The organism is Pontibacter toksunensis (assembly GCF_042686245.1).
Taxonomy (GTDB): domain Bacteria; phylum Bacteroidota; class Bacteroidia; order Cytophagales; family Hymenobacteraceae; genus Pontibacter; species Pontibacter toksunensis.
The window spans coordinates 180,929-201,622 of the sequence record NZ_JBHUOX010000010.1 but is presented as its reverse complement, the minus strand read 5'-3'; the positions used below and the strand labels follow the sequence as shown (position 1 = coordinate 201,622).

The window sequence follows — 20,694 nt, the reverse complement described above, 5'->3', positions numbered from 1 at the left end:
GCGTTGTTGTCCCACAGGCCGAACACCCCATCGGTGTATTCCCTTTCCCCCAGCATGCTGTTTCGGTCCGTATCCCAGTTGCCAAACCAGCCGCTGTCGGCAAAGCCAGTTCCAAACTCGCTGGTATTCAGGAAACCGTCGGTGTTCATGTCCCAGTCTGACCAGGTCTCGTTCTCCAGCCCCCAGTCGTTGGAGGCGGTGTTCCACTCGTTCTCGTCCAGGCGGTTGTCGTTGTTGACGTCCCAGGTATCGTAGAGGCCGGCATTGTACTCGTTCTGGTCCAGCAGGTTATCGTCGTTCAGGTCCCAGTCCTCATAATAGTTGTTGGAGGCGAAGGTGGAGTTGAACTCGTTGCTGTCCCACGGGCCGGTGCCCAGGTCAGCGTCCGCCCCTGTCGCGCAGGCAGCCATACCCGCTGCCAGTAATAGGCTGAGCCCGTTGATGGACCACTTCCTGATGTTTGTTCCTTTTTCTTTCATAGCATTTGGTTTTGATTGGTTAACTTGTGTTTCTGTTTTGTTATGTCAGCAAATAGACTAGGGAGGCATTCCTGCAGGCCAGCCTGAAAACGCCCCATCTTTTCAGTGTTGGCCATTGAATTGTTTGGCACAGCCACCACTTATAGTACAAAGTCCGTTACAGCTAAGTGGAGTTTACTCGTTGCTTTCTTCTGTACCCGTGACAACCTCCTCTGAATCGGCTTGGCTTCCTTCTTCTCCTTCCACACCTTCTTCGGTCATGTTTCCTTCGGCCACCTCTTCTCCTCCGCAGGCCACCATGCCCGCCATGAGGAAAATACAAAGCCCGCTTCTGATTCCTTTGAGGATATTTATACCATTCACTTTCATCTTTTCTATTGTTTATGGTTTACATAAAAGTGAGGATAACCCCTTGATAAGGCGCTCTCATTGTATCATTCCTTTTTTAGTCGCCGTAGTAGGTGCCGTAGAAGTCATCGTACTCTTCCTCTGTCAGTTTGTCGTCGCCGTCATCGTCCCACAGTCCGAAGATGCCGTCGGTGTACTCCCGCTCCTCGAGCATGTTGTCGCCGTCCATGTCCCAGCCTTCATACCAGTCGGTGAAGTAGTCGTTGGTTTCTATGCCTGTCATAAACTCGTTCATGTCCAGCATGCTGTCACCGGTCGTGTCCCAGGTGTCCCAGTCAGTCATGGTCAGGCCGAAGTCAGCCGTGGCCTCGCTGAGCTCGCTGTCCTCGAGCATGTCGTTGTCGTTGGTGTCCCAGGTCTCAAAGAAGCTGGTCGTGAACTCATCGTCACTGAAAAGGTCATCGCTGTCCGTGTCCCAGCCGCTGAAAAGGTTACTGGAGGAAAAGTCCTCATAGAAACTGTCGTTGTCGAACACGGCAACCTCGTCCTCCTCCTCATCGTCGCAGGCCACGGCCCCCAGCATCAGGAACAGGCAAAGCCCCATCCCCATCTTTCTCCACTTGTTTGATTTTGTCGTTTTCATCATCTGTAACCGTTGGTTTTATTTAACTCATGATATTTATACTTATTATATCATGATATATATACTTACCCTATCATTTACGGCTGCTGCTGCACATCGTTCAATTAAAAAAATATTAACTGTGTGATTATTAGATATATATGTTTATAACTTATAAAACAATGCGAAGGTACTAATGCAACAAGAGGTTGTAAAAGCTTGCTGGATAGCACTATCAGCTGAAGACAGAGACAAGTGGGAAACAAGCAAAAAAGAATTGCAGACGGAAAACTGCAGGGTCAGGACTGGCTACTTGTAAAAAGGGCAACCCGGCTGAAGGGAAGGAGTAAAACAAAGGGCCGTCTTCCCATGTACGGTTGGTTTGTTTAAGAGGAAATGGGCGACTGTCTAGCATGTCCCCCTTTTTCCTTTCCTCTTGCAGAGATACTCCCATTTAACCTCAAATAGTTAACCTATGAAAAAAACCAGTGCTGCTTCTGCTCATGGCTTTTTAGTGTCTGCGTGTCCGGTTTTGGCCAGACCAACATTATCACCATGCCGGTGGCAGAGATTGTTCAGAAGTAAAAGGTGTATCTGCAGCCCGGGAGGCGTGGTAAACAAGGATATCATCCAACTGGCAAACATCGTCACTTACGGGTTTGGGGGGAACTTTCAGGGAGGAGTAACCATGAGCGACGTCACCTTTGACTATGGTGCAGAAAGGCTTTAAGCTCAACGACAAAACTTGTCTGGCAGTCGGAGCACTCTCGGGTGTAAAAGTTGCGGACAACGGGACTGACTTCTCCACCTTAAACTATGTCAACGCGCAGACAAAGGTTCTGGCCTTATGAAGTGTGTCCTCACTTCTTGCTGACCTTCCAGAGCACCCCTGTAAAAGGATGGGCGCTCATGCCGCTGGAGTTGAACTCCACTATCCCGAAGTCCACGATGTAAAGATCTCCGTTCCGGCTCCACTCCAGCTGAATAGGGCGCTCCAGTCCACCGGCGTTTTGAGTGGCAGAGGCGGGGACCCTGCTTTCGTTGTAAATGTAGTCGTACGCCTTGCCCGTGCTCAGTTCTACCCGCTGCACCTTGAAGCCGGGCCAGTCATAGGAAACGCCGGGAGGCGCATTCTCTTCTGCCGTAGGCACCTCCTTGGGGAAGTTGGGGTGGTACTTCTCTCCCTTGAAGAAAGGGATGATGGCCCCGAACTCTGCGACCAATATATCGCTTTCCGCTACCCCGAAGCCTTCCCTCCCGAACACCATTCCCTCGGCCGCGCTATGTACTGGCAGTAGCGCGATAGGCTGAATAGGTCTCTCCTTTCCCTTCAAAAGCTTACGGTGCGTTTCCTCGGTCAGGGCAAACTTCCGCACCTCGTCTTTGTACTCAAAGCGCTCATCTGTGATGGGGATGCCGCTGTAGAAGTCCGGCCAGCCATACCATTCCCCCTCCTTCACCTCGTACACCTGCTCATAGTCAAAGTAGAGCCCGCGCGGGGGCATGGGGTTGGCGCTGTTCATGGTGGTGATGAGCCTTCCGTCGGGTGAGAAACGGTACCCAAAGCTTGAGCGGAACCCCCAGGCTATCCTCTTCAAGTCCGTCCCGTCAGGGTTCACGCTGTAGAAAGCCCCGTTGCAGATCTCCTGCCCCTCTATCACCTGCCCGTACTCTGTCTCCGTGCCTAAAGAGACATAAACCCCTGTCAGCACAGAGTCCTTGGTAACACTCTTCATTCCCTTTGTGGGCACCCAGTAATTCAGCCCCGTCAGCACCACATCCTCCCCCGGTATCTCGCGGGCCTGCGGTTTGTTGAAGATGTCCATCACGCTTGTCCAGTGCTTTTCCGGCACGCCGGTGTTACCCTGAGTGGACAGGAAGAAGTACATCCTCCCGTCTTTGAAGACAGGCTTTGCATTCAGGAACTCCCCCCAGGAGGGAAGCCCATCGACGATGGTCTTGAACTCGCCTGTCTGAAGGTCATAAGTGGAGTAGCGGGACCTGTGGGAGATGTATAGCTTCCCCTCATGGTGCGTGACGCCTGTAACAGGGGGAATCAGCCCCTCGGGAAGTTTCCCCTTTGTCGGGAAGGAGACGTTCTTTATCACATCCACCGGCACCACCTTGTCATACACCACTTCCCATGTCCCTGCCTCCGTGAGCCTCATGATGCGGGCGCCTGGTGCCTTCTCTGGCTTTGTGCCGTAGGTGTGGCCTCCGGCCTCGGCGATGTAGACGCTTCCCTCGTCATCAAAGGTAACGTCCACAGGGTAAGTCAGCCCCTGCGACACGGCCTCAATCTTCAACCCTTCCGGCAGGACTACGTCCTCCGGCCTTACCTTTCGCGTGGTCTCGGGTGTGCCGGAGGTTTCAGCGACTCCTTTTGTGTTGTTTGGCTGGTCCTGGATTCCAGCGTTGGCGGTAGCGTCAGTTCCTGTGTTTCCAGCTTTTTTCCCCCCGGAGGAGGTGCAGCCTGTCTGAATCGCCAGGAACAGAAAAAGACTGGCAAGAGCGGATATGTAAACTTTAGTTTTCATAAGTATATAAAGAGTAAAAATAGCTTTGTGCGCGGGTAGGGTATCACCATGTGTACTCTTTTTAAGCGGATTCGTTTTACCCTCTACCGGTGGAGAACCAGGCTCGCTGAATTTTACAGCTTTAGCACATTGCAATTACCTAACGTGTGTGATGTCCCGAAAACGTGGGAGTTTTGAGATGTTTTACAGACAAGAATCTTGTGCTTACCATAACAGCTGTTATAGCGCAAACCGCGCCTACTGCCTGGAGATGGAGTGTAGGATTTGAAGAAGAACCGCATGTCCTGTATAGGCGCCTGCTAGCCCGTTGCTGCGTCATACCATTGTGCAGCTTGACCATGAAGGAGGCTTTTTCTGTTCTTATGGCTTTAAGCTCAACTTGGCATAGAAAGGAAAATGGTCGGAGCCGAAGTCCGGCAACCGCTCCAGCGCTACAACGCCAAAGTCTTCTGTGACATAGACGTAATCCAGGGGCCAGCGCATGATTGGGTTCTTTGCGCCGAAAGTAGGGTAAATGCCGCGCCCAACCCGTGTATCATGCAGCAGGCCGGCCCCGTCAAACAGCCTTTCGCGCTGCGCCCAGGACACATCATTGAAATCTCCTGCCACAATAGCCGGTACAGCGGTATTGGTCACCATCTGCCCAACCTTTACAAGGGCCACCTCCCTGTCTTCCACTGTGCCGGGGCCACTTGGGAAAGGGGTAGTGGGGTGTACGCCATGAAATTTAACAGTTCGTCCACCGGGTAGCTCAAGTCCCGTGTGAAAGGAGGGGACACTGTCGGTGGACAAGAAGAGTATCTCAGGGTCCCGCAAAGGGAACTTTGAGTATAGTATCATGCCATAGGTATTGCCCAGGGGGTGTTCCATTCCGTAGGCGTACTTCTCATCAACAGGCTCCAGGACATCCTCCCACCATGCGTTTGGTTCTATGGCAAGCACAACATCAGGGTTTAGCTCATCTATCATTCTCAAAAGACCGACGGACTCCCGGTTATGCATTTTCACGTTAACCACCAGCACACTTACTGTAGCGTCCGGGTCTGCCGCCTCTTCAGCAACAGAACCCACCTGCTCTTCCGCCATTCCGGTATAGGGGTACAGATAGATACACTGTAACACAACCGCTGCGACCAGCCCCACTATAAACGAAGCTTTCCAGATTCCTCCCTTATCCTCTCTGTCTCTAGTTATGTATCTGTCCTCATCCATGTGTCTGTCTCTGTCCTTTTGCACAAGCAGGAAAAGAACCAGCACCATTACCAGTGCAATCAGCACCTGAATACGGGGGAAGTCAAGAACCTTGACCCACCACCACTGCTCGTCTGCTACAAGAGAGCCGAGTGTGGCCAGAATAAGCAGTGTTCCGAGTAGTATCAGGAGGTAGAAGAAAAACTTTCTGGTGTCGCTCATATCGCTGACGCTTTAGTTAATGTTTTATATACCAGTAAAAAAGCAGCATGTCTCAACCTCCCTTTCTGTGGTTTATGTAGAAACGAGTTGAGGCTAAATAAAACAGCTTAAAGGAGCGTAAGCTTCTTATACTAAGGATGCTTAGCTCCTTTGTTCTACAGCCAAATGCAGATTTTACACTTTCATCTATACGTGCTTTTAGAATGTTTCCCGGTGCAAAGAAGAAATATAACTACTGTTTCGGGGCACTGTACTAATGGCACTTGCACTACATACTGATTTTGCTGTGAATGTGATACCTACTAAAAGACCGCTGTATGGAGTTCCTTTTGCCAATTTGGATATTACACTCATGAACTTTATCAAGCAGGCATCAGTGGGAGTTTTCCATGCTGTTTGAGGGGACGCATCTCTCGTGGTCACGGGTACTTTGCTTTTACTTCTGCCAGGGTTGAGAACAAGTCAAAGGTCATCGGACACCCTACACCAACCGGCCACGGCAAGAGGTATATTATGGTCCTTAGTCTTGGTTATAATGAATATTGCTGCTGGTAGAGGTGTGTCGATGTACGAAGGTGCTATCCCTTTACAGCATCCTGAGCCGATATAAGACCCGACAATGAACTATGCTGTGCACGTTGCCTGCGGTACAAGTTGCCTGCTTTACTTTCAGTCAAGGTATAACATAAACCAGAAGACATGGCGCAAAGATTCTCTACGGGCGGACCAGTAAAGGATTCCCTGAAGGAGTATGCGCAGGGCTTGGCTTCAGCTTTCCGCTGCTCTACACGATGGAGATATGGTGGCACCGCTCTCCTGTGTGACAGCCTTTTCAAAAATGCTTCTATTTTTTTCTGTAACTGTTCGTTTAAGGGTAAAAGCAGGAATACAAAACTAAAGGCTAGGCTGAGACAGCTTCAATTTGGGATGCCAATGGTTAGAATCAAAACCTGAAGCACTGATTTATTTTTCCTTCTTCTGTTATAGAGGTGTAACAGTTTCAGCTTCTTACCTAATACCGGTAATGTTGTGAAAAAGTAAAACAAAGCAGGGTACATTGATATATTATTGATTGATGGCTATGGTAGTGAAAATTCGAAAATTCGTATCAGGAGAGACAGTACTCCGAATCGCCAAACAGGCGGAGTTTAGTATGTCATACTTGGTTTTTATGGCAATGGCAGGAATTCTCGCGGCAGTAGCACTCCTTACTTCCTCTGTACCCATTTTGATTGGTTCTATGGTTATTGCACCTGCCTTTGCTCCCCTTGCCTTAATTGCCTTTGCTATTGTTGGAAGGCAGCCAGGGCTGGTTTGGCGGGGAATCTGGATAGCAACTGTTGGATTACTTGTCTCAACATTGGCTGCAATGTTAATTACCTGGTTGTTGAATGTAACCAACGTGATTCCACCGGAAACAAACCTACTTGATAAACCACTATTGGAAGAGCGGGTCCGTCCCGGTTGGTACAGTGTAGCTGCAGCCTTTGCGGCTGGTGTTGCTGGTACCTTTGCGTTAGCCAAGCAAACAACTGACACCTTGGTAGGAGTAGTGGCTGCCTTGGCACTTGTGCCAGCCGCAGCAGCTGGAGGAGTGTGTCTCTTAACGCAAGATCCGCAACGTGCAATAGGCGGCTTTGGATTGCTGGGAATTAATGTCGGATTAATTATCCTAATGGGAATAGTTACACTTCTTTTACTTCGACCAGACCAGAAAGACTAATCAATTAGATTTACTTTATAATAGCTTTACCTCTCGTTTAACCGTCAAAGCTTGTTTTAACGCCCTCCCTCATTCTCTGTTTCTTCTTTACTTTTATTTATCAAATCAATCAGCTCTTTCTTGTATTTTGGATTTCTGGCCCAGAATTCGTCAAGACTGTTTATAACAGCTAAAAGTAAATTTGCTCACCTCCTGCCATGGCCGGGAAGCCTTGGATATCGTCAGGGAGGTGTGCCAGCGTACGCAGTGCCCGGTGTTGATTCTGCTGGATATCCATATGCCGGTCCTGGACGGCTTCGGGTTTTTAGAGGCGCTGCAAAACTCGGCTGACCTGAACTGCGCCGCATCCGGATCGTACTGCTTAGCTCCTCCACGCATGCTTTGGATGTGGCTAAGGCAAAAGAATACCCGGTCATTGATTTTATAGAAAAGCCCCTGACCCTGGGGAAGCTGTCCAGGTTTTTGTGAAAGGCACCTGCAGCTTGGTTCCTTCGCTCTGGTAGTGCCCCTAGTAGAGAGAGGCTGCCCCGTTTATCATAAACAGGTTTATGGGCAATCTTATAAGATATTTCATGAACTGTGTTGAAACAAGCGCATTCATTCTTCCTCTCAGTTTCTTTTACTCGTTCCGCAACTCCCGCAGCCTATCCTTTAACTCCTCCCGTAGCCGCTGGCATACCCGGTGCAGGTCAGGGTCCTATATGTTCAGAGCGTGAAGGTAGAACAGGCACTGAGCGACTTCAAACGCACTCAGGTGCTTTACCTCCACTTTCATGATGTGTTTATACAAAAAAGACATGTACGACCTTACGGCACTTGTCCTTTTGTTGCTGCCGGATTATTACAGAACGTCATGGAGTAAAATACTGAGATTGCAGGTGCTACTACTTAAATTGAACAATTCTCGGGTCTGGCAACATCTACTTCGTCTACTTTCCGTTGCGGGGGGAAGGGAGAATAGGTTCCGGGGAAGATGATTTGAGGTATGAAGGTGATTAAAAAGATCATTGCCCTCTATTTCCGGCAAGGCCTCCTTGATGGGCCTGCCCAACAGTTGGCGGCCGGGAAACAGTTGCTGGTAGCTTGGGTTGACCAACTCGTATACCAGGTCAGGCCGTCAAGGATGCAAATCGCGGCCGGCGCCTGCATAAACAAACGCTGCAGCCGCAGCCGCTGCCGTTCGGCTTCAGCCTGGGCGCTTTGCACCTCCCTAGTATGCTCGGCTACGCGGGCTTCCAGCTCCTCGTTGAGCTGCTCCACCTGCTGCCGGGCCCGAACCTGCGCCGTCACTTCATAGGCGAACACCAGGATGCCGTCCACCTCGCCTGCCGGGTTGCGCGTGGCCTGATAGGTGAAGTTATAGTAGTTTTGGCCCAGGCGGCCGCCGGAGTTGTCGTGGTCGAGCTGCACCAGCATCTCGTGGGCGTGGAAGCTCTCGCCAGGGCGGAACACTCAGTCCAGCAGCCCGAAGAAAGGCTAGCCCGGCTGCTCGGGTATGGCCTCGGCTATGGGCCTGCCCAGCAGCGGGCGCTCGCCCTCCAGCCGCTGGTAGGGCGGGTTGACCAGCTTGAAGACGTGCTGCGGCCCCTCGAAGATGCAAATCATAGCCGGGGCCTGCATTAAGATGCCGTGCAGCTGCTGGCGGCTCTGCTCGGCTTGCTGGGTAGTGGAATCGGACTTATGTAGGCAAGGTATAGTAGCCCAGAGGCTAAAGATAAGGAGACAAGGTGTAAGCTGAATGGGTTTCTGAGAATCGAGCCCGAAGCGTGCTGGCGTCTTCTCTGACGTTCCCAAACTCGCCAGGTTACAGCCCGTGTGGTGAATCCGTCTGTATGCAGGACCATTCCGGCTTTTCCAAGCAGGCACAATTCAGAAATAAGAAAGCGGGCTCATGTCGCCAGTTCTACTCAACATAAAACTAGTTATCAGAAGAATATAAGTTGATTTTAGGCAAATCTTCTATTTGCTTGCATAACTCTTCCTGCTATAAGCGGCTTTTGTTCAGCCTGCTGATGCCTCCGTTCGGTGAAGCCAAAGCAGCTGGATCATATTGAATCGACTCAGTCCCTGTGCCTTACCAGTAGTAGCACGTATTGCATTTTAAGTAGTTTTCTGAGTTTATTTAAGTAACAACACGGTATCACCTGAGGTGTGAAAGCCGTACTATATCTATGACTATATAAGCAAAGTTGAGGTAGGAAGCAGGGGGCGTTCGAAGCTGCTAAGTACCTGTTACCATCGCTGCCTTGCTGAGGAGGACGCTAGCCTGCACCGGCAGGGCAGGCTGCGGGAAGAGAAGGGCCTCGTGGAGGTGCCTGCGTGCGCTGTGCCGGGAACCGGAAAGAGGCTCCGGCAACATTCCCTGGTCCTGTAGGTGCATCACCCTGCCTACACCCCCCTCTTCTTTACCTCCGGGAGCAGGCTTGTGAGCTGGATTTCTAATTTTTTAACCCTAAACTACCTTCGCCTATGCACGTGCAGGTGATTCATGATTGCGTCTCCTACAGCTTTGAACCGGGCTTGGCTCTGTTCCAAAGCAGGTGGCTGAAAACCGTAGAAAGCGAATGCTACCGGGAGGGCATGCTGCACCTGTGCGGGTGCATAGGGCCCGCTGCTGGCTCCACCATTCCTCCAGGCATTATCTGCCTACTCTTAGTGACCAGGCGTGGATGTTAGAGGTGCTCTACCCGCTGCTGGCCCGGACCAAGCTCAGGCGGGCGGCCATCGTCTTGTCGGAGGACCTGTTTCTGCAGACCATCCTGGAGCAGCTCTGCAGCCGGTCTAAGCCAATCTTCCTAGGCGGCATCCGGATGAGGACCTTCCACGATGTGGATAGCGCCGAGGAGTGGCTGCTAGCAGGTGAATGACGGGGAGGTGCCTTGTTATATTCTACTTCCTCCTTTCCCACTGGCCAAACAAGCCATGCCCGGTGCCAAAGTATTCTTTGTTCACGGTGTATCACGAGGCGTACCATTCCACAAGCTCGTTTAAGTTTCATGCTCACCTCTTGCAAATTTTACAATTGTACTTCTTGATAACATATAAGTAGCTAAAGCATTCTTACACAGTGCTTCCCCTTTTGTGGCAGCGCCTTTCAGGCAAACACTTCATTCGTATAATGATAGTATACAATTGAATAGAGGCGTCTCAACATGCAAAGCCATGGCTTTGGTTTAGGTATATTCAGATGAGTACGGAGAGGTTCAGTGTGACAGGGAAAACCACTTGGTACAGGTCTATTGGTCCACCCACTGCAGCGAGCAGCCTCTAAGGAACCTGCTTTTAGAGGCGGCCCGCCACGCCGCTTCATCCCATCTGACGGCATGGCTTTGCGACATGCAAAAACTGTACTACATGGAAATGGCAGACCAGAACTGGCTGATAAATGAGCTCTTCCCGTCTCTCAGCAGGCGGAACCGCTATCGGGTGGCCTTTGTGGTGAACATCAACAACTATGATCTGATGTCCAGTTACCAAACAAAGTCCATGGTGCTACACAACCCTGATCTTGCCCATGTCATCACCATGGACTTCTTCCTGACCAATGGTGAAGTCAAAGGTTGGCTGCTCTCACAAACTCCCCCCGATAACGCCCCCTCTCTTTAGGGGCAGAGACCCCACCAGTTCGTCTTCCGTCAGCTGGGCTATTACTAGGAGAGGTATCCGAGCACCTGAGCATTCAGTGTAGTACAATGTCTTGAAACAGGTCCTGTTAAACAGAATAGTGCTTCTCGTTCTATAACGCCTCTTATGTTCAACAGGACCACCTGTAGAGCAGACTGATCTGGGGGTTGCCAGTGGCAGTTAACTTACTTGGCTTTACGGTGTGCGGAGTCACTATCAATGTGCTCCTCTTGACTCTGGTAAGCTTCTTCGGTGCTACTGAAGAAATCATGCATTGCCTCTGCTTCTTTATTATTTCCCCCTCTCATAAATTTTTGCTGTGCCACGGACACGAGTTCCCTTAAAAAATTGAAATCAAAGGGAGTCTTTGCCAAGCCATACAAAGCATTCTTGCATCCTGAAAGGAAACAGTTCCTGGAGAATGCATCGATAGAGCGTTCTTTCAGCTTGTCTGCCTGTATGAGCTTTGGAAACCGAAGGGATAGCTTTTTAACAGTTGCCAGCTTATTCTCTAAATCCAGGCAGGTAAAACCATCATTATATACCGACAAGAGGATCTTGTCAATAAATTTTTTCTGGCGCTGGCCCCAATAATGCAAAATATACTGGTCGCAGGGCAAAATCTGAGTTGCAGTCTGTAGCACCAGGGAAAAAGCCAGCTGCTCACTTATATGCCAACGGGTAGCGCTGTAAAACTCATCGTTAAGTGTAAAGACATCGGGTAAGAGAGGGGCGCTTTCCTTTGTTAAACCAAGCACTCCGGAATTCCAGTAAACCTGCTTTTTATGAAAGCTCTTTACCTTTTTTCTAACTGTGAAAGTTTTACTCTCTATCAGTTTGATAAGTGCTATTGGATAATGCTCGTGATTGAAGGAGGCATTGTGCCTGACTGCTCCCTCGAAAGTGTGCTCTGCCAGGTGCATGTACGACTTTCCGGGAGCAAAACTTTCAAGCCAGGGTAAAGCGTCAGACATGAAAAAAATATCTGAATCCAGAAAAACCAGATCATCAGAAGGAAAGCGCTGAAATACCTCGTCGACAACAGCTATTTTCCGCCGGTGTATGTAATCCATCCCTCCCAGCATAGATTCTAACTTTGAAGCGGAAAGATATTCATACTCTATAGGGAAATCAGAAAGCAGAGGGTAGAAAAACCCGGGATTATCCGTAAAGATGAAAATGCGAACATCCGATTTTTTGCCGCTGAACCAGGCCCAAAAGCTCAGAACAGCGAAAACTGCCATTCTATAGTCAGCTTCTCGTTCGTAAGACAGCAAAATGATGTTTTTCATATTTTCAGGGTAGGTTATTGAAACAGGATATGCTGCCTCTTTTACTCGCTACTAGTTATGACTTCAGCTTATAGTAAATGTAAAAGTTGACAGGGCTGATGGAAACAATAAACATCCCGAAATACCGGTACTGGAACAGCAGGTCTTTGTTCAGCTTAAAGCACAGCTTCGCATACTCCCTGTACTTTTTGTAGTCTCTGTTTTCAATGGCTACCCGTGTCAGTTTGTAATGAAACCACTCCAGCACCGGGTATATCTCCTTTTTGTACCTGTAGTCGAAGTGCCGGTCGATACTGGTGTAAAGCTCTATCATCCGTTCCCAGTACCTGTAGCCATTCAGGAAATTGGTGGTACCTTGCCTGTGCCTGCGGTATACACTCATGACACCAGGCAATAGTTTGAGCTTGCCGTGCGAGGCAAGGAGAATGAAAAAGGGAGTGTCTCCCACTACGGCTCTCCTTAGCCACTCCGGGTAGTCTACAATCAGGTTTCTCCTGAACATGACAGAGGCCGTGGGAACCAGCCATTTCCCAAACAAGTCTGTAATTTCGTAGGTGTCCTTGGCGTACTCTTTGAACAGCTCAGGCTCCCTGTCTGGCTCATGCTCAAATTTCACGGAGCTGTTATGAAAGCACATGGCATAGGCACTGTTCCCTTCCAGAAAATCCACCTGCTTTTGGAGCTTCAACGGGTCTGTCCAATAGTCATCGCCTTCACACAGGGCAATGTATTTGCCTCTGCAGGCTTCCCTTGTTCTCTTTGCGTTTTCCTGTGCCCCTATATTTTTACCAGACGCCAGTAAGTTTACCCTATCCGGGTACTTAGCCTTGTATTCTTCACAAATCACCCTGGTTTCATCGGTGCTGCAGTCCTCTCCAATGACAACCTCAAAGGGGAAGTTTGTCTCCTGCATAAAAACCCCTTCCAGGCACTCTCTGATGTAACTGGCGTGGTTATAGGTTATGATTCTTGCGCTTACAAGTGGGTTCTCTATCATTTTCTCCTTCATTGAGCATTCCTCAAAAGCTTGGCCGGGTTGCCAGCCCAGATTTCCAGCTCCCCCATATCTTTCAGTAACACACTTCCCATGGCAAGTGTGGAGTAGTTGCCTATGGTTAAGAACTCCCTTATGGTGCAGTTCATGCTGATGTGGACTCCCTCACCCACCTTCAGGTTGGAGCCCGAGCAGGAGCCGGCGGCAACAAAAGTATGTGCCCCTATCGTACAGTTGTGGCTGATAATGGCACCAATCATGACACGGGCACATTTGCCTAGCTTAACGCTCGTGGATATGATGGCATTCGGCATGACGACGCTTCCAGGGCCAAACTCAACGTTTGCCGCTATATAGGCAGTAGGGTGAACAAATACCGCCAGGCGTTCATCTGGTATATTCAGTGAGTCAAAAAGCTGGATCCTTTCTCTTTGCCCGTCTATTTTATAAATGGTGTTTAGGAAATAGTAACCTTCATCTATAAACCTGGGGATATCCCCCAAACCGCCTTTTACAGGATATCCCTCTATTTCCTCCGCATTGTCCCTGTCATTAATATACCCGGTGAATTGGTATTCATTGGCCCCTCTCTTGTTTGCATCCATTATCGCATTGGCAATAACAGAGGCATTGCCCTGTCCGCCCAGTATCAGAACTTTTTTCATAGTAGTTTATATGATTTTAAATATGTGGCGATTGTGTCTTTATCATTGAACATCAGTACGTCAACCATTGACAGCCACGGGACAAACTCACCGTTAGGCTGTGGGTAAGAAATGGGCATAGATTGAATAAAGTGCAGCTGTATACCATGCCGGGCAAAGGAAGCTTTGGTGTATAATTCTCTGCCTCCTATGGCATTGATATATTCGTTGCCATTCTCTTTTAGCACGATATCAACCAGCCTGTCTTCCCTTCTCAGCTCATGGTTAGCGTAATTGGCCTGTGAGCTTCTTTTGATGGAGGTTGTAAGACCTAGGTAGGAGCAAACCTGCTTGATGCTTTCTGTGGCTAAATCTGCAATAGTTTCCTGCGCTTTGTTTTGAAGCACTGCCTCTAGAAGTGGGTACACTTCCTCAAAATAAGGAGCTTTGCAATAGGCAGTTTCTATGGTTGCGCGCAATTTCCGCGTTTCTTTACTCGACCAGTCAACGCTGATGTCTTTGATGAGCTTGTTTTGGCTTGGGTTCAAACAGGGTATGGTAAACGTGTGTGCAGAACCGTTCAACAGGATGCGGTTCCTGTTTATCCAACCTTTCTTTGTGTACTGAACATCATCGTACAAGACGAACAAGTCGACAGCCTGGAGCATCTGGAAATAACCTATATAGGGGAACACGTACGGCTGCATGATGGCGATTTTCATTGCGTATCCGGGGTAAGGCGCTTTTACGGGTTTAATTTCCTTGAAGTTGACTCTTTGTTTCCTGCTTGCCGGGGCAAGGTCAATTGTTATGTTTCTTAAGTATTCCCATTCTTAGCAACACTACGTTTCATTCTGCTATAGAGATGGTTTGCCTGCCATAGCACCTACACCCTAAGTTCTTCCCAACCTGTACCGCTGCATTGAGAAATTGTATAGGTAGAGGAGGTCTTTCCTGTTGAAAGCAGCACTGACGGCCAGGTAAAAAAGGGTGCCCAGCGAAGGCCACAGCAATAGCCCCCACCAGGTATAAATACCCAAGGCCTCACTACCCCACATCACCAGTAGCCCCATGCTCAAGGCTGCCACGAAGTTTGGAAGAATATCCTTTAACTGCTGCGTCATGCTATAGCCAATAAACTTGTTGGAGTAATGGGTATTGATGAGGAGGGACAGGAAAGATTGGGCCACCTGGCCGTATATCAGACCCATAATCCCCCATCTGAAAGTGATCAGAACGGCAATGACCGTAAGGGCTTTTTTGAAAATCTCCAGGTAAAGGAACAGGTCCGACCTCTTCTTGAGTGTTAGGATGTTGAGGTTCAGCGAGTGTATCGGGTAGAGAAGGCCCACGAAAGTAAGTGCTTTCAGCATAGGGATTGCCTCCGCCCATTTTTCCGTGAGCAGGACGAGTACCAGGCTTTCACTGATGCCCATCAGGCCCATTAGCATGGGGAAATAAACAAAGGAGATTACCTGCATCAGGCGCCTACAGGCATCTTTCAACTTGGGAGGGCTATCCTGGAGTTCAACCAGGACTGGATAGGATACTTTGCCTGTTACCTGGGAAATCAATGTCTGCGGAATATCCTTCAGCGTGACGGCCCTGTTATAGTAGCCTAGGGAGGAGGCTGCGTAGAACTTGCCTATCATCAAGGGATAGAGGTTCCCAAACCCTGTGTTCAGCAGGCTGGAGAGGAGTAGCTTGGAGCCAAACCCGAAAAAATCTTTGAACGAGTCCTTCGAGAACCTCAAGGAGGGAAGCCATGCGCCCAGGGACCAGTATAGAACGGTGGCAATGACAGCGTTTACCAACTGCCGGACAACAAGCGCCCAGTAGCTCCACCCACTGTAGGCCAGGTACAGCCCGACTGCCCCTGATATAATGTTGCTTGTCAAAGAGCGGAAGCTTATACTGCGGAAGTCAAGCGCTTTTGCTAATCTGATGTTCTGAACTATGTTCAGGGAGTTGACGATTAGCACCAGTCCCAGTACCCTGACTATCTGGGTTAACGCTGGTTCCCCATAGAACCCGGCAACCAGAGGTGCACAGAGGAAGATTACAAGGTAAGTGGCCGATGATAATGCTACGTTGCTCCAGAAAACAGTAGCATAGTCCGCGGCGGTTGCGTCTTTCTTTCTCATCAAAGCGCTACCCAGGCCAGCATCAACGAAAGGGCTTAGGAATGCTATAAAAACACCGACCATCGCAATCAGACCGAACTCACTGGGCGCAAGGAGCCGGGCCAGGAACACAGATATGATAAAGTCGCCGAGCATGTTGCCAAGGCGCTCTCCTGTCATCCACACAAAACCTGAGGCAGCTTTGCCCTTTAAACTGGTGTCTTTCATGGCGTAAAGACAAACACCTAGAGCAGAGAGGCAAAACCAGGAGATGAACTGATACCAGTCTCCCCTTTACCTACTCCAGCATTTGCTTTTAATAATTTTGAGCTCTTAGTATGGCTCTACAAATCATTTTAACTTCTTCTATCGATAAATCGTGGTACAAAGGCAAGCACAAAACCCTAGCCGAGACTTCACTTGACACTTTAACCTCCTGGTTGGGCTCTACATAATTCAGCGTCTCCAGGGAAGGATAGAAGTACCGCCTTGGGTAAACATAAATGCCATGTAAAGCCCTGATTATTTTCCTCACAGTCTCCTCCGTCTCGAACAGGACAGGGTAGTAAGCATAATTGAAGCCTGCTTCCGGGCTAAGGAAAGGCCTGCCAACCTTCAGAGGCTTTAGCATACGGTTATACTCCTCGGACAGCTGCTTCCTGCGCTCAAGAATCTGGTTGACGTATTTCAGGTTACACAAGCCCATGGCGGCATGGAACTCACTGTTCTTCCCGTTAATCCCCACCCCATAGAATTTTTCCGGGCCATTGTATCCGAAATTGCGCATGTGGGCGATCTCCTTGGCAATAGCAGGATCGTGGGTAACGATAGCGCCTCCTTCAATGGTGTGGAACAGCTTGGTTGAATGGAAACTAAGCGTGCTCACATCACCATGCCGCACCACTGGTTTCCCCTTATAGCTAGTCCCGAAGGCATGTGCGGCATCATAAATCACCCTCAGGTTATGCTTTGCAGCAACAGCTTCTATTTCTCCTACCGCGCAGGGGTTACCAAAGACATGGGTAGCAAGAATGGCACTGGTATCGCTCGTAACAGCCGCCTCAATTAGGCTTGGGTCTATGTTGTAGGTGGCAGGGTCAATGTCCACAAACACGGGCTTGCAGCCTTCCCATACAATGCTGCTGGTGGTAGCCACGAAAGAAAACGGGGTGGTGATAATTTCACCTTTCAGCTTCAGTGCCTTTATGGCTATCTGAATAGCAATTGTGCCGTTGCTAACAAAGAACAGGTGTGGAACGCCTAAATATTCTTTAAGACTGAGCTCCAGCTCGTTTACCAGCGGTCCATTGTTTGTCAGCCACACCCTGTTCCATATACCCTTCAGGTAGTGGTCATACTCTTCTTTGGGGGGGAGAAAGGGCTTATTGATGTTTATCATTCAGGGGCGAAGTTTCAAAGAGGCTGTTTATGAAATTGGAAGAACAGGTAAAGTGGACATGAGATAATGGAGGTTGATTTTTGTGAACGAAGTTGCAATGCTAAGATATGAGAAGCAGGTGCTCATCAGAAGACAAGCTGTTTACGTCGGCAGAGGCTTAAGTATGGTTTCTACTTTGATACTGAACTTAGTAGGTACTGATTCTTCAAATTAATTATGGAATTTGAAAACACTGTTAGTTTGTTAAACCTCATAGGCACTTAGACTTTGATTGGTTTTATGGCTTGGCTTCACCAGGCAATATTGATGCTCTTAGCTACTTCTTTTAAGAATCTTCCTTATATGTAATTGGTCTATTTTAATCATCTAACACTCCTCAAGGCATGCCTTTAAGTTGAATTAACTCGAAAAACGCTAACCTACAGGCTACGAAGAAAGGTCACAATTGTTTATAATCATAGTTAAAGTTTATCAAAAGAAGCTTTAAGTAATCTTAAAATAACTTAGCATCATGAGGTATGCCCAGTGCTGCTGAGGTCGATAGAATCAAGACAATCTGAGCACAGGCTGGAGTGCATGTATGTGGTCAGGCTGGTGGAGGAACAAGTATCAAGGTCATTACCAGAAAGAAGTATCGGGTGCAGGCCCTGTCATTTACATGTTTTTGCCCTAGACGGACTGGAGTAGGCTCAGTTGTTTTATGCTGTCACTTCCAGAGGTAGGCTGCTGTTCTGCAGCCTGAACATGGCAGTGTGCCGGTTTATTAGTTAAATCATTATATAATTTATTGGAGAAATTAATTTCGATTAAACATTGGAGGATGGTTTAGCAGGCTCTAATACACCTCTCACTCGACTAATTAGTCTAAAACAGGAGTTTTCTTCACAGTTCCATCGCTTCATTCATCCTGCAGCAGGCGAAACAATGCATGAAACCAGGTTAAGAATTGAAAACAGGCACTTCCCATACTTCCTGCGGGGGAGAGCCTTATGGTTCAGGAAGTAAATATTGTAGTAAAGACGAAAGAAAAAGATAACATCCTTCAATTCAATGGAAAAAATATTCAGTTGGGACAAGGACCTCTTCCACTCCCAATTACAGCTCCCTCTGTTGCACTGTCGGTTGATTCATCGGTAGTGGAACCTGCTTGGGGAGGATTGCCACAGGCAATCTTTTCCAGACTTTCAGGCTCCCCAATTGGTGAATGGACTTTAAGGTTTGATCCTACGGAACTACGAATTACCGATATGGTAGAAGACATCTTTATAGGAATACAGTATGAAATTGGTAGTACAACATAGGAGGCTAAAATTGTTAGCCAGATTAAATCATATTTACAAGTAAGCACCATTCAAATGGCAGAACCATCTTATCTCCAGCCTATAAACATAGATGAATATTCAGAGGAGGGAGTTTGAATAGTTTATAAATTTAAACTCCCAACACCGCAACCTGATCTTTGCGAATGGGTACTTCAAAGGAGAGGTTATTTGTAACATACACGATAGGAGAAAGTAAATGGAATCCTAGCAGTCTGGTGATATATTGCAGACCTTGTAATTTGCGAAGGTAACAGGCTCTTAGGTGCTGTCTATAGCAGGAAATAGAAAAATTACAGTTACAAATTGCGTCACACCAAGAATTCAATTGCCTGATAACCAGCTATTTAACTAAAAAATAATGATTCCAAACGGGATCACTATCAAGCACTTATAGGGTAAAACTTGTAAGTGCTTTTTTTATGTGCATAAAACATAGCTTCCGATTATCAGGAGTCGCCTTTTTTCAACAAGAGATTGCCAGGCTCCTCATCACCTTGAGCCTTTCCTGTTCAATAATATTGGTTCTGCTCAGTACTTGTTCTACTTCATTTCTCTAATTTATGCGCTGTCGCAACGGCTCTTCTTGCATGACCGATACTGAAGAGCAGGAGCATGCGGAGTTCAACTTTATACTACACGCACGTTCTTGTGCAAGAAAAAAAAAGCAGTGGAAAAACAAAAATCATTTCCTGGTTACCGTAACAGGTAGGGTTATGTTTGGAATAAATGATTTACCAAAGTTCTTTCTGGCCTTTTTCCTTGTGCTTCCTGTTATTTCGTTGGTGCATGAGGCGGGGCACGTGTTTTTCGCCTGGCTAATGGGGGGCAGGAACATCAAAGTGACCATTGGTACCGGGGACGTGCTGTTCCGGGTTGGCTTGCTGGAGGTGCGCCAATACTACTTCTGGTACGGCCTCTGCTCTTTTGATAACCTGAAGCGGAATGAACGCCTAGCCAACATCCTTATTTTCTCGGGGGGCGCCCTCTTCAATGCTATATCAGCCGTGGTTGTGATATCCCTGATAGAGAACAACAGGCTGGAGCCGAACCTGGCTACTTATCAGTTCACCTACTTTTCGCTGTACTACATCTTCTTTGCGCTACTGCCGATGCCTTACCCTGGAGGAAGCTACAGCGACGGCAAAATTATACTGGACCTAATCCGGAACAAAAAAAATCTGGGGGAGAAGACATACCGTGTGCAGTGGAACGAGGACAGGAAACAATGGTGCTTACTGGACCACGAGCACAAACTCATACAGGCTTTTGGGGATGAAGAGCAGGCACTTGCCAGAGCACATGAGGTGGCGCAAAGCAACCGGCCTAGCCGCTTGCTCAACAGTAGAAACGGGGAAGAGGTTGAGGTGCAGAACTACCCGAGGATACCCCTTTAAGCCTTCTTCTCGTTCAGTCATCGCCGTATTGCTGCTGAAACAAAACGGCGTAGACGGAATGTTTCGCAAAGCTTACCGTCTGACAGTCCTGTAAAATCTATCTTCGCGGTGCCCCGTAACAAGGAAGGCACTAAACCCACAATCATACTATGATAGCAGCCATCTTCAGTTTTCTGGTTATGCTCAACCCATTTGCACTTTTTTTGTACCTGAAACCTGTGATGAACGATTTATCGGACGCAGATTTCCGGTCTGTTTTTCTAAAGGCTACCTTCATTTCCTTCTTTGTTTTTCTGGTTTTTTTGCTTTTTGGCGACGTTGTATTCCAGAAGGTGTTTCGCATCAATTTTGAATCTTTCCGGATATTTGGCGGCATCGTGCTCTTTTCCTTTGCCTACATTTTTATTGTGCAGGGCAAAAAAGGCTTTATCCAGATAAAAGGTGACCTGCATGATTTGGCCTCTGAGATAGCCCTACCGTTTATGGTGGGGGCAGGCACCATCTCCCTTACTATTCTGATGTCGGATCAGCTAGAACTGTGGCAGGGTGTGGTGTCGCTGGCACTTATCATGCTTTCCAACTTCATCATTATCATGGGGCTCAAGCAAATCCGCCGCGGCATGCGCTCTAAAAGTGTGCAGACCGCCTTCGATAAGAACATGGAGCTGCTGTTGCGCATCAACGGCTTTTTCCTTGGTGCCATTGGTGTAGATATGGTGGTGACCGGAATCAGCAACCTAATGGCGGCCGCAAGCCAGGGATAGGCTGCTGTGCCGGCAT

The 20,694-nt window shown here is 48.4% G+C and carries 22 protein-coding genes; 8 read left to right on the top strand and 14 right to left on the bottom strand.

From position 1 onward, the window contains the following. The 5 genes from ACFS7Z_RS14860 to ACFS7Z_RS14840 form a co-directional block, all read right to left on the bottom strand. A partial coding sequence (locus ACFS7Z_RS14860) for a hypothetical protein (protein ID WP_377485936.1) occupies positions 1 to 479 on the bottom strand: 479 nt, incomplete at its 3' end. Positions 480 to 653: 174 nt separating this feature from the next. After that, positions 654 to 848: a hypothetical protein gene (locus ACFS7Z_RS14855; RefSeq protein ID WP_377485934.1), complete on the bottom strand. Its 195-nt coding sequence runs from the start codon at positions 846 to 848 to the stop codon at positions 654 to 656. A 76-nt stretch (positions 849 to 924) separates the two neighbouring features. Next, positions 925 to 1,473 carry a hypothetical protein gene (locus tag ACFS7Z_RS14850; protein ID WP_377485932.1) on the bottom strand — a complete coding sequence of 183 codons (549 nt, stop codon included), beginning with the start codon at positions 1,471 to 1,473 and terminating at the stop codon, positions 925 to 927. 836 nt (positions 1,474 to 2,309) lie between these two features. Next, positions 2,310 to 3,986, bottom strand: a complete 1,677-nt coding sequence (locus tag ACFS7Z_RS14845; protein WP_377485930.1) for a hypothetical protein — start codon at positions 3,984 to 3,986, stop codon at positions 2,310 to 2,312. 360 nt (positions 3,987 to 4,346) lie between these two features. After that, positions 4,347 to 5,399, bottom strand: a complete 1,053-nt coding sequence (locus ACFS7Z_RS14840) for an endonuclease/exonuclease/phosphatase family protein (protein ID WP_377485928.1) — start codon at positions 5,397 to 5,399, stop codon at positions 4,347 to 4,349. A gap of 710 nt (positions 5,400 to 6,109) precedes the next feature. On the opposite strand from ACFS7Z_RS14840, the gene ACFS7Z_RS14835 reads away from it, so the two are divergent. The 3 genes from ACFS7Z_RS14835 (at position 6,110) to ACFS7Z_RS14825 (ending at position 7,549) form a co-directional block, all read left to right on the top strand. Further along, the gene (locus ACFS7Z_RS14835) at positions 6,110 to 6,223 is read left to right on the top strand and encodes a DUF2391 family protein (protein ID WP_377485944.1); all 114 of its coding nucleotides are present in this window, start codon (positions 6,110 to 6,112) and stop codon (positions 6,221 to 6,223) included. Between the two features lie 257 nt (positions 6,224 to 6,480). Continuing rightward, positions 6,481 to 7,122, top strand: coding sequence for a DUF389 domain-containing protein (locus ACFS7Z_RS14830; protein ID WP_377485926.1), 642 nt, complete (start codon positions 6,481 to 6,483; stop codon positions 7,120 to 7,122). A 181-nt stretch (positions 7,123 to 7,303) separates the two neighbouring features. After that, complete coding sequence (locus tag ACFS7Z_RS14825) at positions 7,304 to 7,549, top strand: hypothetical protein (RefSeq protein WP_377485924.1); 246 nt, start codon at positions 7,304 to 7,306, stop codon at positions 7,547 to 7,549. Between the two features lie 587 nt (positions 7,550 to 8,136). On the opposite strand, the gene ACFS7Z_RS14820 is transcribed toward ACFS7Z_RS14825, so the two are convergent. The 3 genes from ACFS7Z_RS14820 to ACFS7Z_RS14810 all read right to left on the bottom strand — a co-directional run bounded on the left by ACFS7Z_RS14820 (position 8,137) and on the right by ACFS7Z_RS14810 (position 9,502). Next, on the bottom strand, positions 8,137 to 8,538 hold the full coding sequence (locus tag ACFS7Z_RS14820) for a hypothetical protein (protein ID WP_377485922.1): 402 nt from the start codon (positions 8,536 to 8,538) through the stop codon (positions 8,137 to 8,139). Between the two features lie 60 nt (positions 8,539 to 8,598). Then, entirely contained in the window at positions 8,599 to 8,916 is a 318-nt protein-coding gene (locus ACFS7Z_RS14815; RefSeq protein ID WP_377485920.1) for a hypothetical protein, read from the bottom strand. A gap of 427 nt (positions 8,917 to 9,343) precedes the next feature. Then, the gene (locus ACFS7Z_RS14810; protein ID WP_377485918.1) at positions 9,344 to 9,502 is read right to left on the bottom strand and encodes a hypothetical protein; all 159 of its coding nucleotides are present in this window, start codon (positions 9,500 to 9,502) and stop codon (positions 9,344 to 9,346) included. 184 nt (positions 9,503 to 9,686) lie between these two features. On the opposite strand from ACFS7Z_RS14810, the gene ACFS7Z_RS14805 reads away from it, so the two are divergent. Together ACFS7Z_RS14805 and ACFS7Z_RS14800 are read left to right on the top strand one after the other, a co-directional pair. Further along, positions 9,687 to 9,989 (top strand): hypothetical protein, encoded by a 303-nt coding sequence (locus tag ACFS7Z_RS14805; protein ID WP_377485916.1) that lies wholly within the window; start codon positions 9,687 to 9,689, stop codon positions 9,987 to 9,989. Positions 9,990 to 10,347: 358 nt separating this feature from the next. Next, positions 10,348 to 10,728, top strand: a complete 381-nt coding sequence (locus ACFS7Z_RS14800; RefSeq protein WP_377485914.1) for a hypothetical protein — start codon at positions 10,348 to 10,350, stop codon at positions 10,726 to 10,728. A 203-nt stretch (positions 10,729 to 10,931) separates the two neighbouring features. Here the strand turns inward: ACFS7Z_RS14800 and ACFS7Z_RS14795 are convergent, their stop codons facing one another. From ACFS7Z_RS14795 to ACFS7Z_RS14770, 6 genes are all read right to left on the bottom strand, one after another. Further along, the gene (locus tag ACFS7Z_RS14795; protein ID WP_377485912.1) at positions 10,932 to 12,038 is read right to left on the bottom strand and encodes a hypothetical protein; all 1,107 of its coding nucleotides are present in this window, start codon (positions 12,036 to 12,038) and stop codon (positions 10,932 to 10,934) included. Between the two features lie 55 nt (positions 12,039 to 12,093). Further along, positions 12,094 to 13,047 carry a glycosyltransferase family 2 protein gene (locus tag ACFS7Z_RS14790; RefSeq protein WP_377485910.1) on the bottom strand — a complete coding sequence of 318 codons (954 nt, stop codon included), beginning with the start codon at positions 13,045 to 13,047 and terminating at the stop codon, positions 12,094 to 12,096. Next, positions 13,044 to 13,697, bottom strand: a complete 654-nt coding sequence (locus ACFS7Z_RS14785) for a hypothetical protein (RefSeq protein WP_377485908.1) — start codon at positions 13,695 to 13,697, stop codon at positions 13,044 to 13,046. The genes ACFS7Z_RS14790 and ACFS7Z_RS14785 overlap by 4 nt, the downstream gene beginning before the upstream one ends. Continuing rightward, positions 13,694 to 14,398, bottom strand: a complete 705-nt coding sequence (locus ACFS7Z_RS14780; RefSeq protein ID WP_377485906.1) for a WbqC family protein — start codon at positions 14,396 to 14,398, stop codon at positions 13,694 to 13,696. Before ACFS7Z_RS14780 ends, ACFS7Z_RS14785 begins: the two co-directional genes overlap by 4 nt. A 171-nt stretch (positions 14,399 to 14,569) precedes the next feature. Then, entirely contained in the window at positions 14,570 to 16,027 is a 1,458-nt protein-coding gene (locus tag ACFS7Z_RS14775) for a lipopolysaccharide biosynthesis protein (protein WP_377485904.1), read from the bottom strand. An 88-nt stretch (positions 16,028 to 16,115) separates the two neighbouring features. Next, the gene (locus tag ACFS7Z_RS14770; protein WP_377485902.1) at positions 16,116 to 17,198 is read right to left on the bottom strand and encodes a DegT/DnrJ/EryC1/StrS family aminotransferase; all 1,083 of its coding nucleotides are present in this window, start codon (positions 17,196 to 17,198) and stop codon (positions 16,116 to 16,118) included. A 989-nt stretch (positions 17,199 to 18,187) separates the two neighbouring features. Here ACFS7Z_RS14770 and ACFS7Z_RS14765 point away from each other — a divergent pair. The 3 genes from ACFS7Z_RS14765 to ACFS7Z_RS14755 all read left to right on the top strand — a co-directional run bounded on the left by ACFS7Z_RS14765 (position 18,188) and on the right by ACFS7Z_RS14755 (position 20,678). Continuing rightward, complete coding sequence (locus ACFS7Z_RS14765) at positions 18,188 to 18,499, top strand: hypothetical protein (protein WP_377485900.1); 312 nt, start codon at positions 18,188 to 18,190, stop codon at positions 18,497 to 18,499. A gap of 608 nt (positions 18,500 to 19,107) precedes the next feature. After that, positions 19,108 to 19,914 carry a site-2 protease family protein gene (locus ACFS7Z_RS14760; RefSeq protein WP_377485898.1) on the top strand — a complete coding sequence of 269 codons (807 nt, stop codon included), beginning with the start codon at positions 19,108 to 19,110 and terminating at the stop codon, positions 19,912 to 19,914. Between the two features lie 149 nt (positions 19,915 to 20,063). Further along, the gene (locus ACFS7Z_RS14755; RefSeq protein ID WP_377485896.1) at positions 20,064 to 20,678 is read left to right on the top strand and encodes a MarC family protein; all 615 of its coding nucleotides are present in this window, start codon (positions 20,064 to 20,066) and stop codon (positions 20,676 to 20,678) included. Positions 20,679 to 20,694 lie beyond the last annotated feature (16 nt).

Coding starts and splice junctions, on each gene's coding strand:
- ACFS7Z_RS14855 (WP_377485934.1), bottom strand. CDS start 848: ATGAAAGTGAATGGTATAAATATCCTCAAAGGAATCAGAAGCGGGCTT.
- ACFS7Z_RS14850 (WP_377485932.1), bottom strand. CDS start 1,473: ATGATGAAAACGACAAAATCAAACAAGTGGAGAAAGATGGGGATGGGG.
- ACFS7Z_RS14845 (WP_377485930.1), bottom strand. CDS start 3,986: ATGAAAACTAAAGTTTACATATCCGCTCTTGCCAGTCTTTTTCTGTTC.
- ACFS7Z_RS14840 (WP_377485928.1), bottom strand. CDS start 5,399: ATGAGCGACACCAGAAAGTTTTTCTTCTACCTCCTGATACTACTCGGA.
- ACFS7Z_RS14830 (WP_377485926.1), top strand. CDS start 6,481: ATGGTAGTGAAAATTCGAAAATTCGTATCAGGAGAGACAGTACTCCGA.
- ACFS7Z_RS14820 (WP_377485922.1), bottom strand. CDS start 8,538: ATGCTGGTGCAGCTCGACCACGACAACTCCGGCGGCCGCCTGGGCCAA.
- ACFS7Z_RS14810 (WP_377485918.1), bottom strand. CDS start 9,502: ATGCACCTACAGGACCAGGGAATGTTGCCGGAGCCTCTTTCCGGTTCC.
- ACFS7Z_RS14805 (WP_377485916.1), top strand. CDS start 9,687: ATGCTACCGGGAGGGCATGCTGCACCTGTGCGGGTGCATAGGGCCCGC.
- ACFS7Z_RS14795 (WP_377485912.1), bottom strand. CDS start 12,038: ATGAAAAACATCATTTTGCTGTCTTACGAACGAGAAGCTGACTATAGA.
- ACFS7Z_RS14790 (WP_377485910.1), bottom strand. CDS start 13,047: ATGAAGGAGAAAATGATAGAGAACCCACTTGTAAGCGCAAGAATCATA.
- ACFS7Z_RS14785 (WP_377485908.1), bottom strand. CDS start 13,697: ATGAAAAAAGTTCTGATACTGGGCGGACAGGGCAATGCCTCTGTTATT.
- ACFS7Z_RS14780 (WP_377485906.1), bottom strand. CDS start 14,398: ATGAAAATCGCCATCATGCAGCCGTACGTGTTCCCCTATATAGGTTAT.
- ACFS7Z_RS14775 (WP_377485904.1), bottom strand. CDS start 16,027: ATGAAAGACACCAGTTTAAAGGGCAAAGCTGCCTCAGGTTTTGTGTGG.
- ACFS7Z_RS14770 (WP_377485902.1), bottom strand. CDS start 17,198: ATGATAAACATCAATAAGCCCTTTCTCCCCCCCAAAGAAGAGTATGAC.
- ACFS7Z_RS14765 (WP_377485900.1), top strand. CDS start 18,188: ATGGTTCAGGAAGTAAATATTGTAGTAAAGACGAAAGAAAAAGATAAC.
- ACFS7Z_RS14760 (WP_377485898.1), top strand. CDS start 19,108: ATGACCGATACTGAAGAGCAGGAGCATGCGGAGTTCAACTTTATACTA.
- ACFS7Z_RS14755 (WP_377485896.1), top strand. CDS start 20,064: ATGATAGCAGCCATCTTCAGTTTTCTGGTTATGCTCAACCCATTTGCA.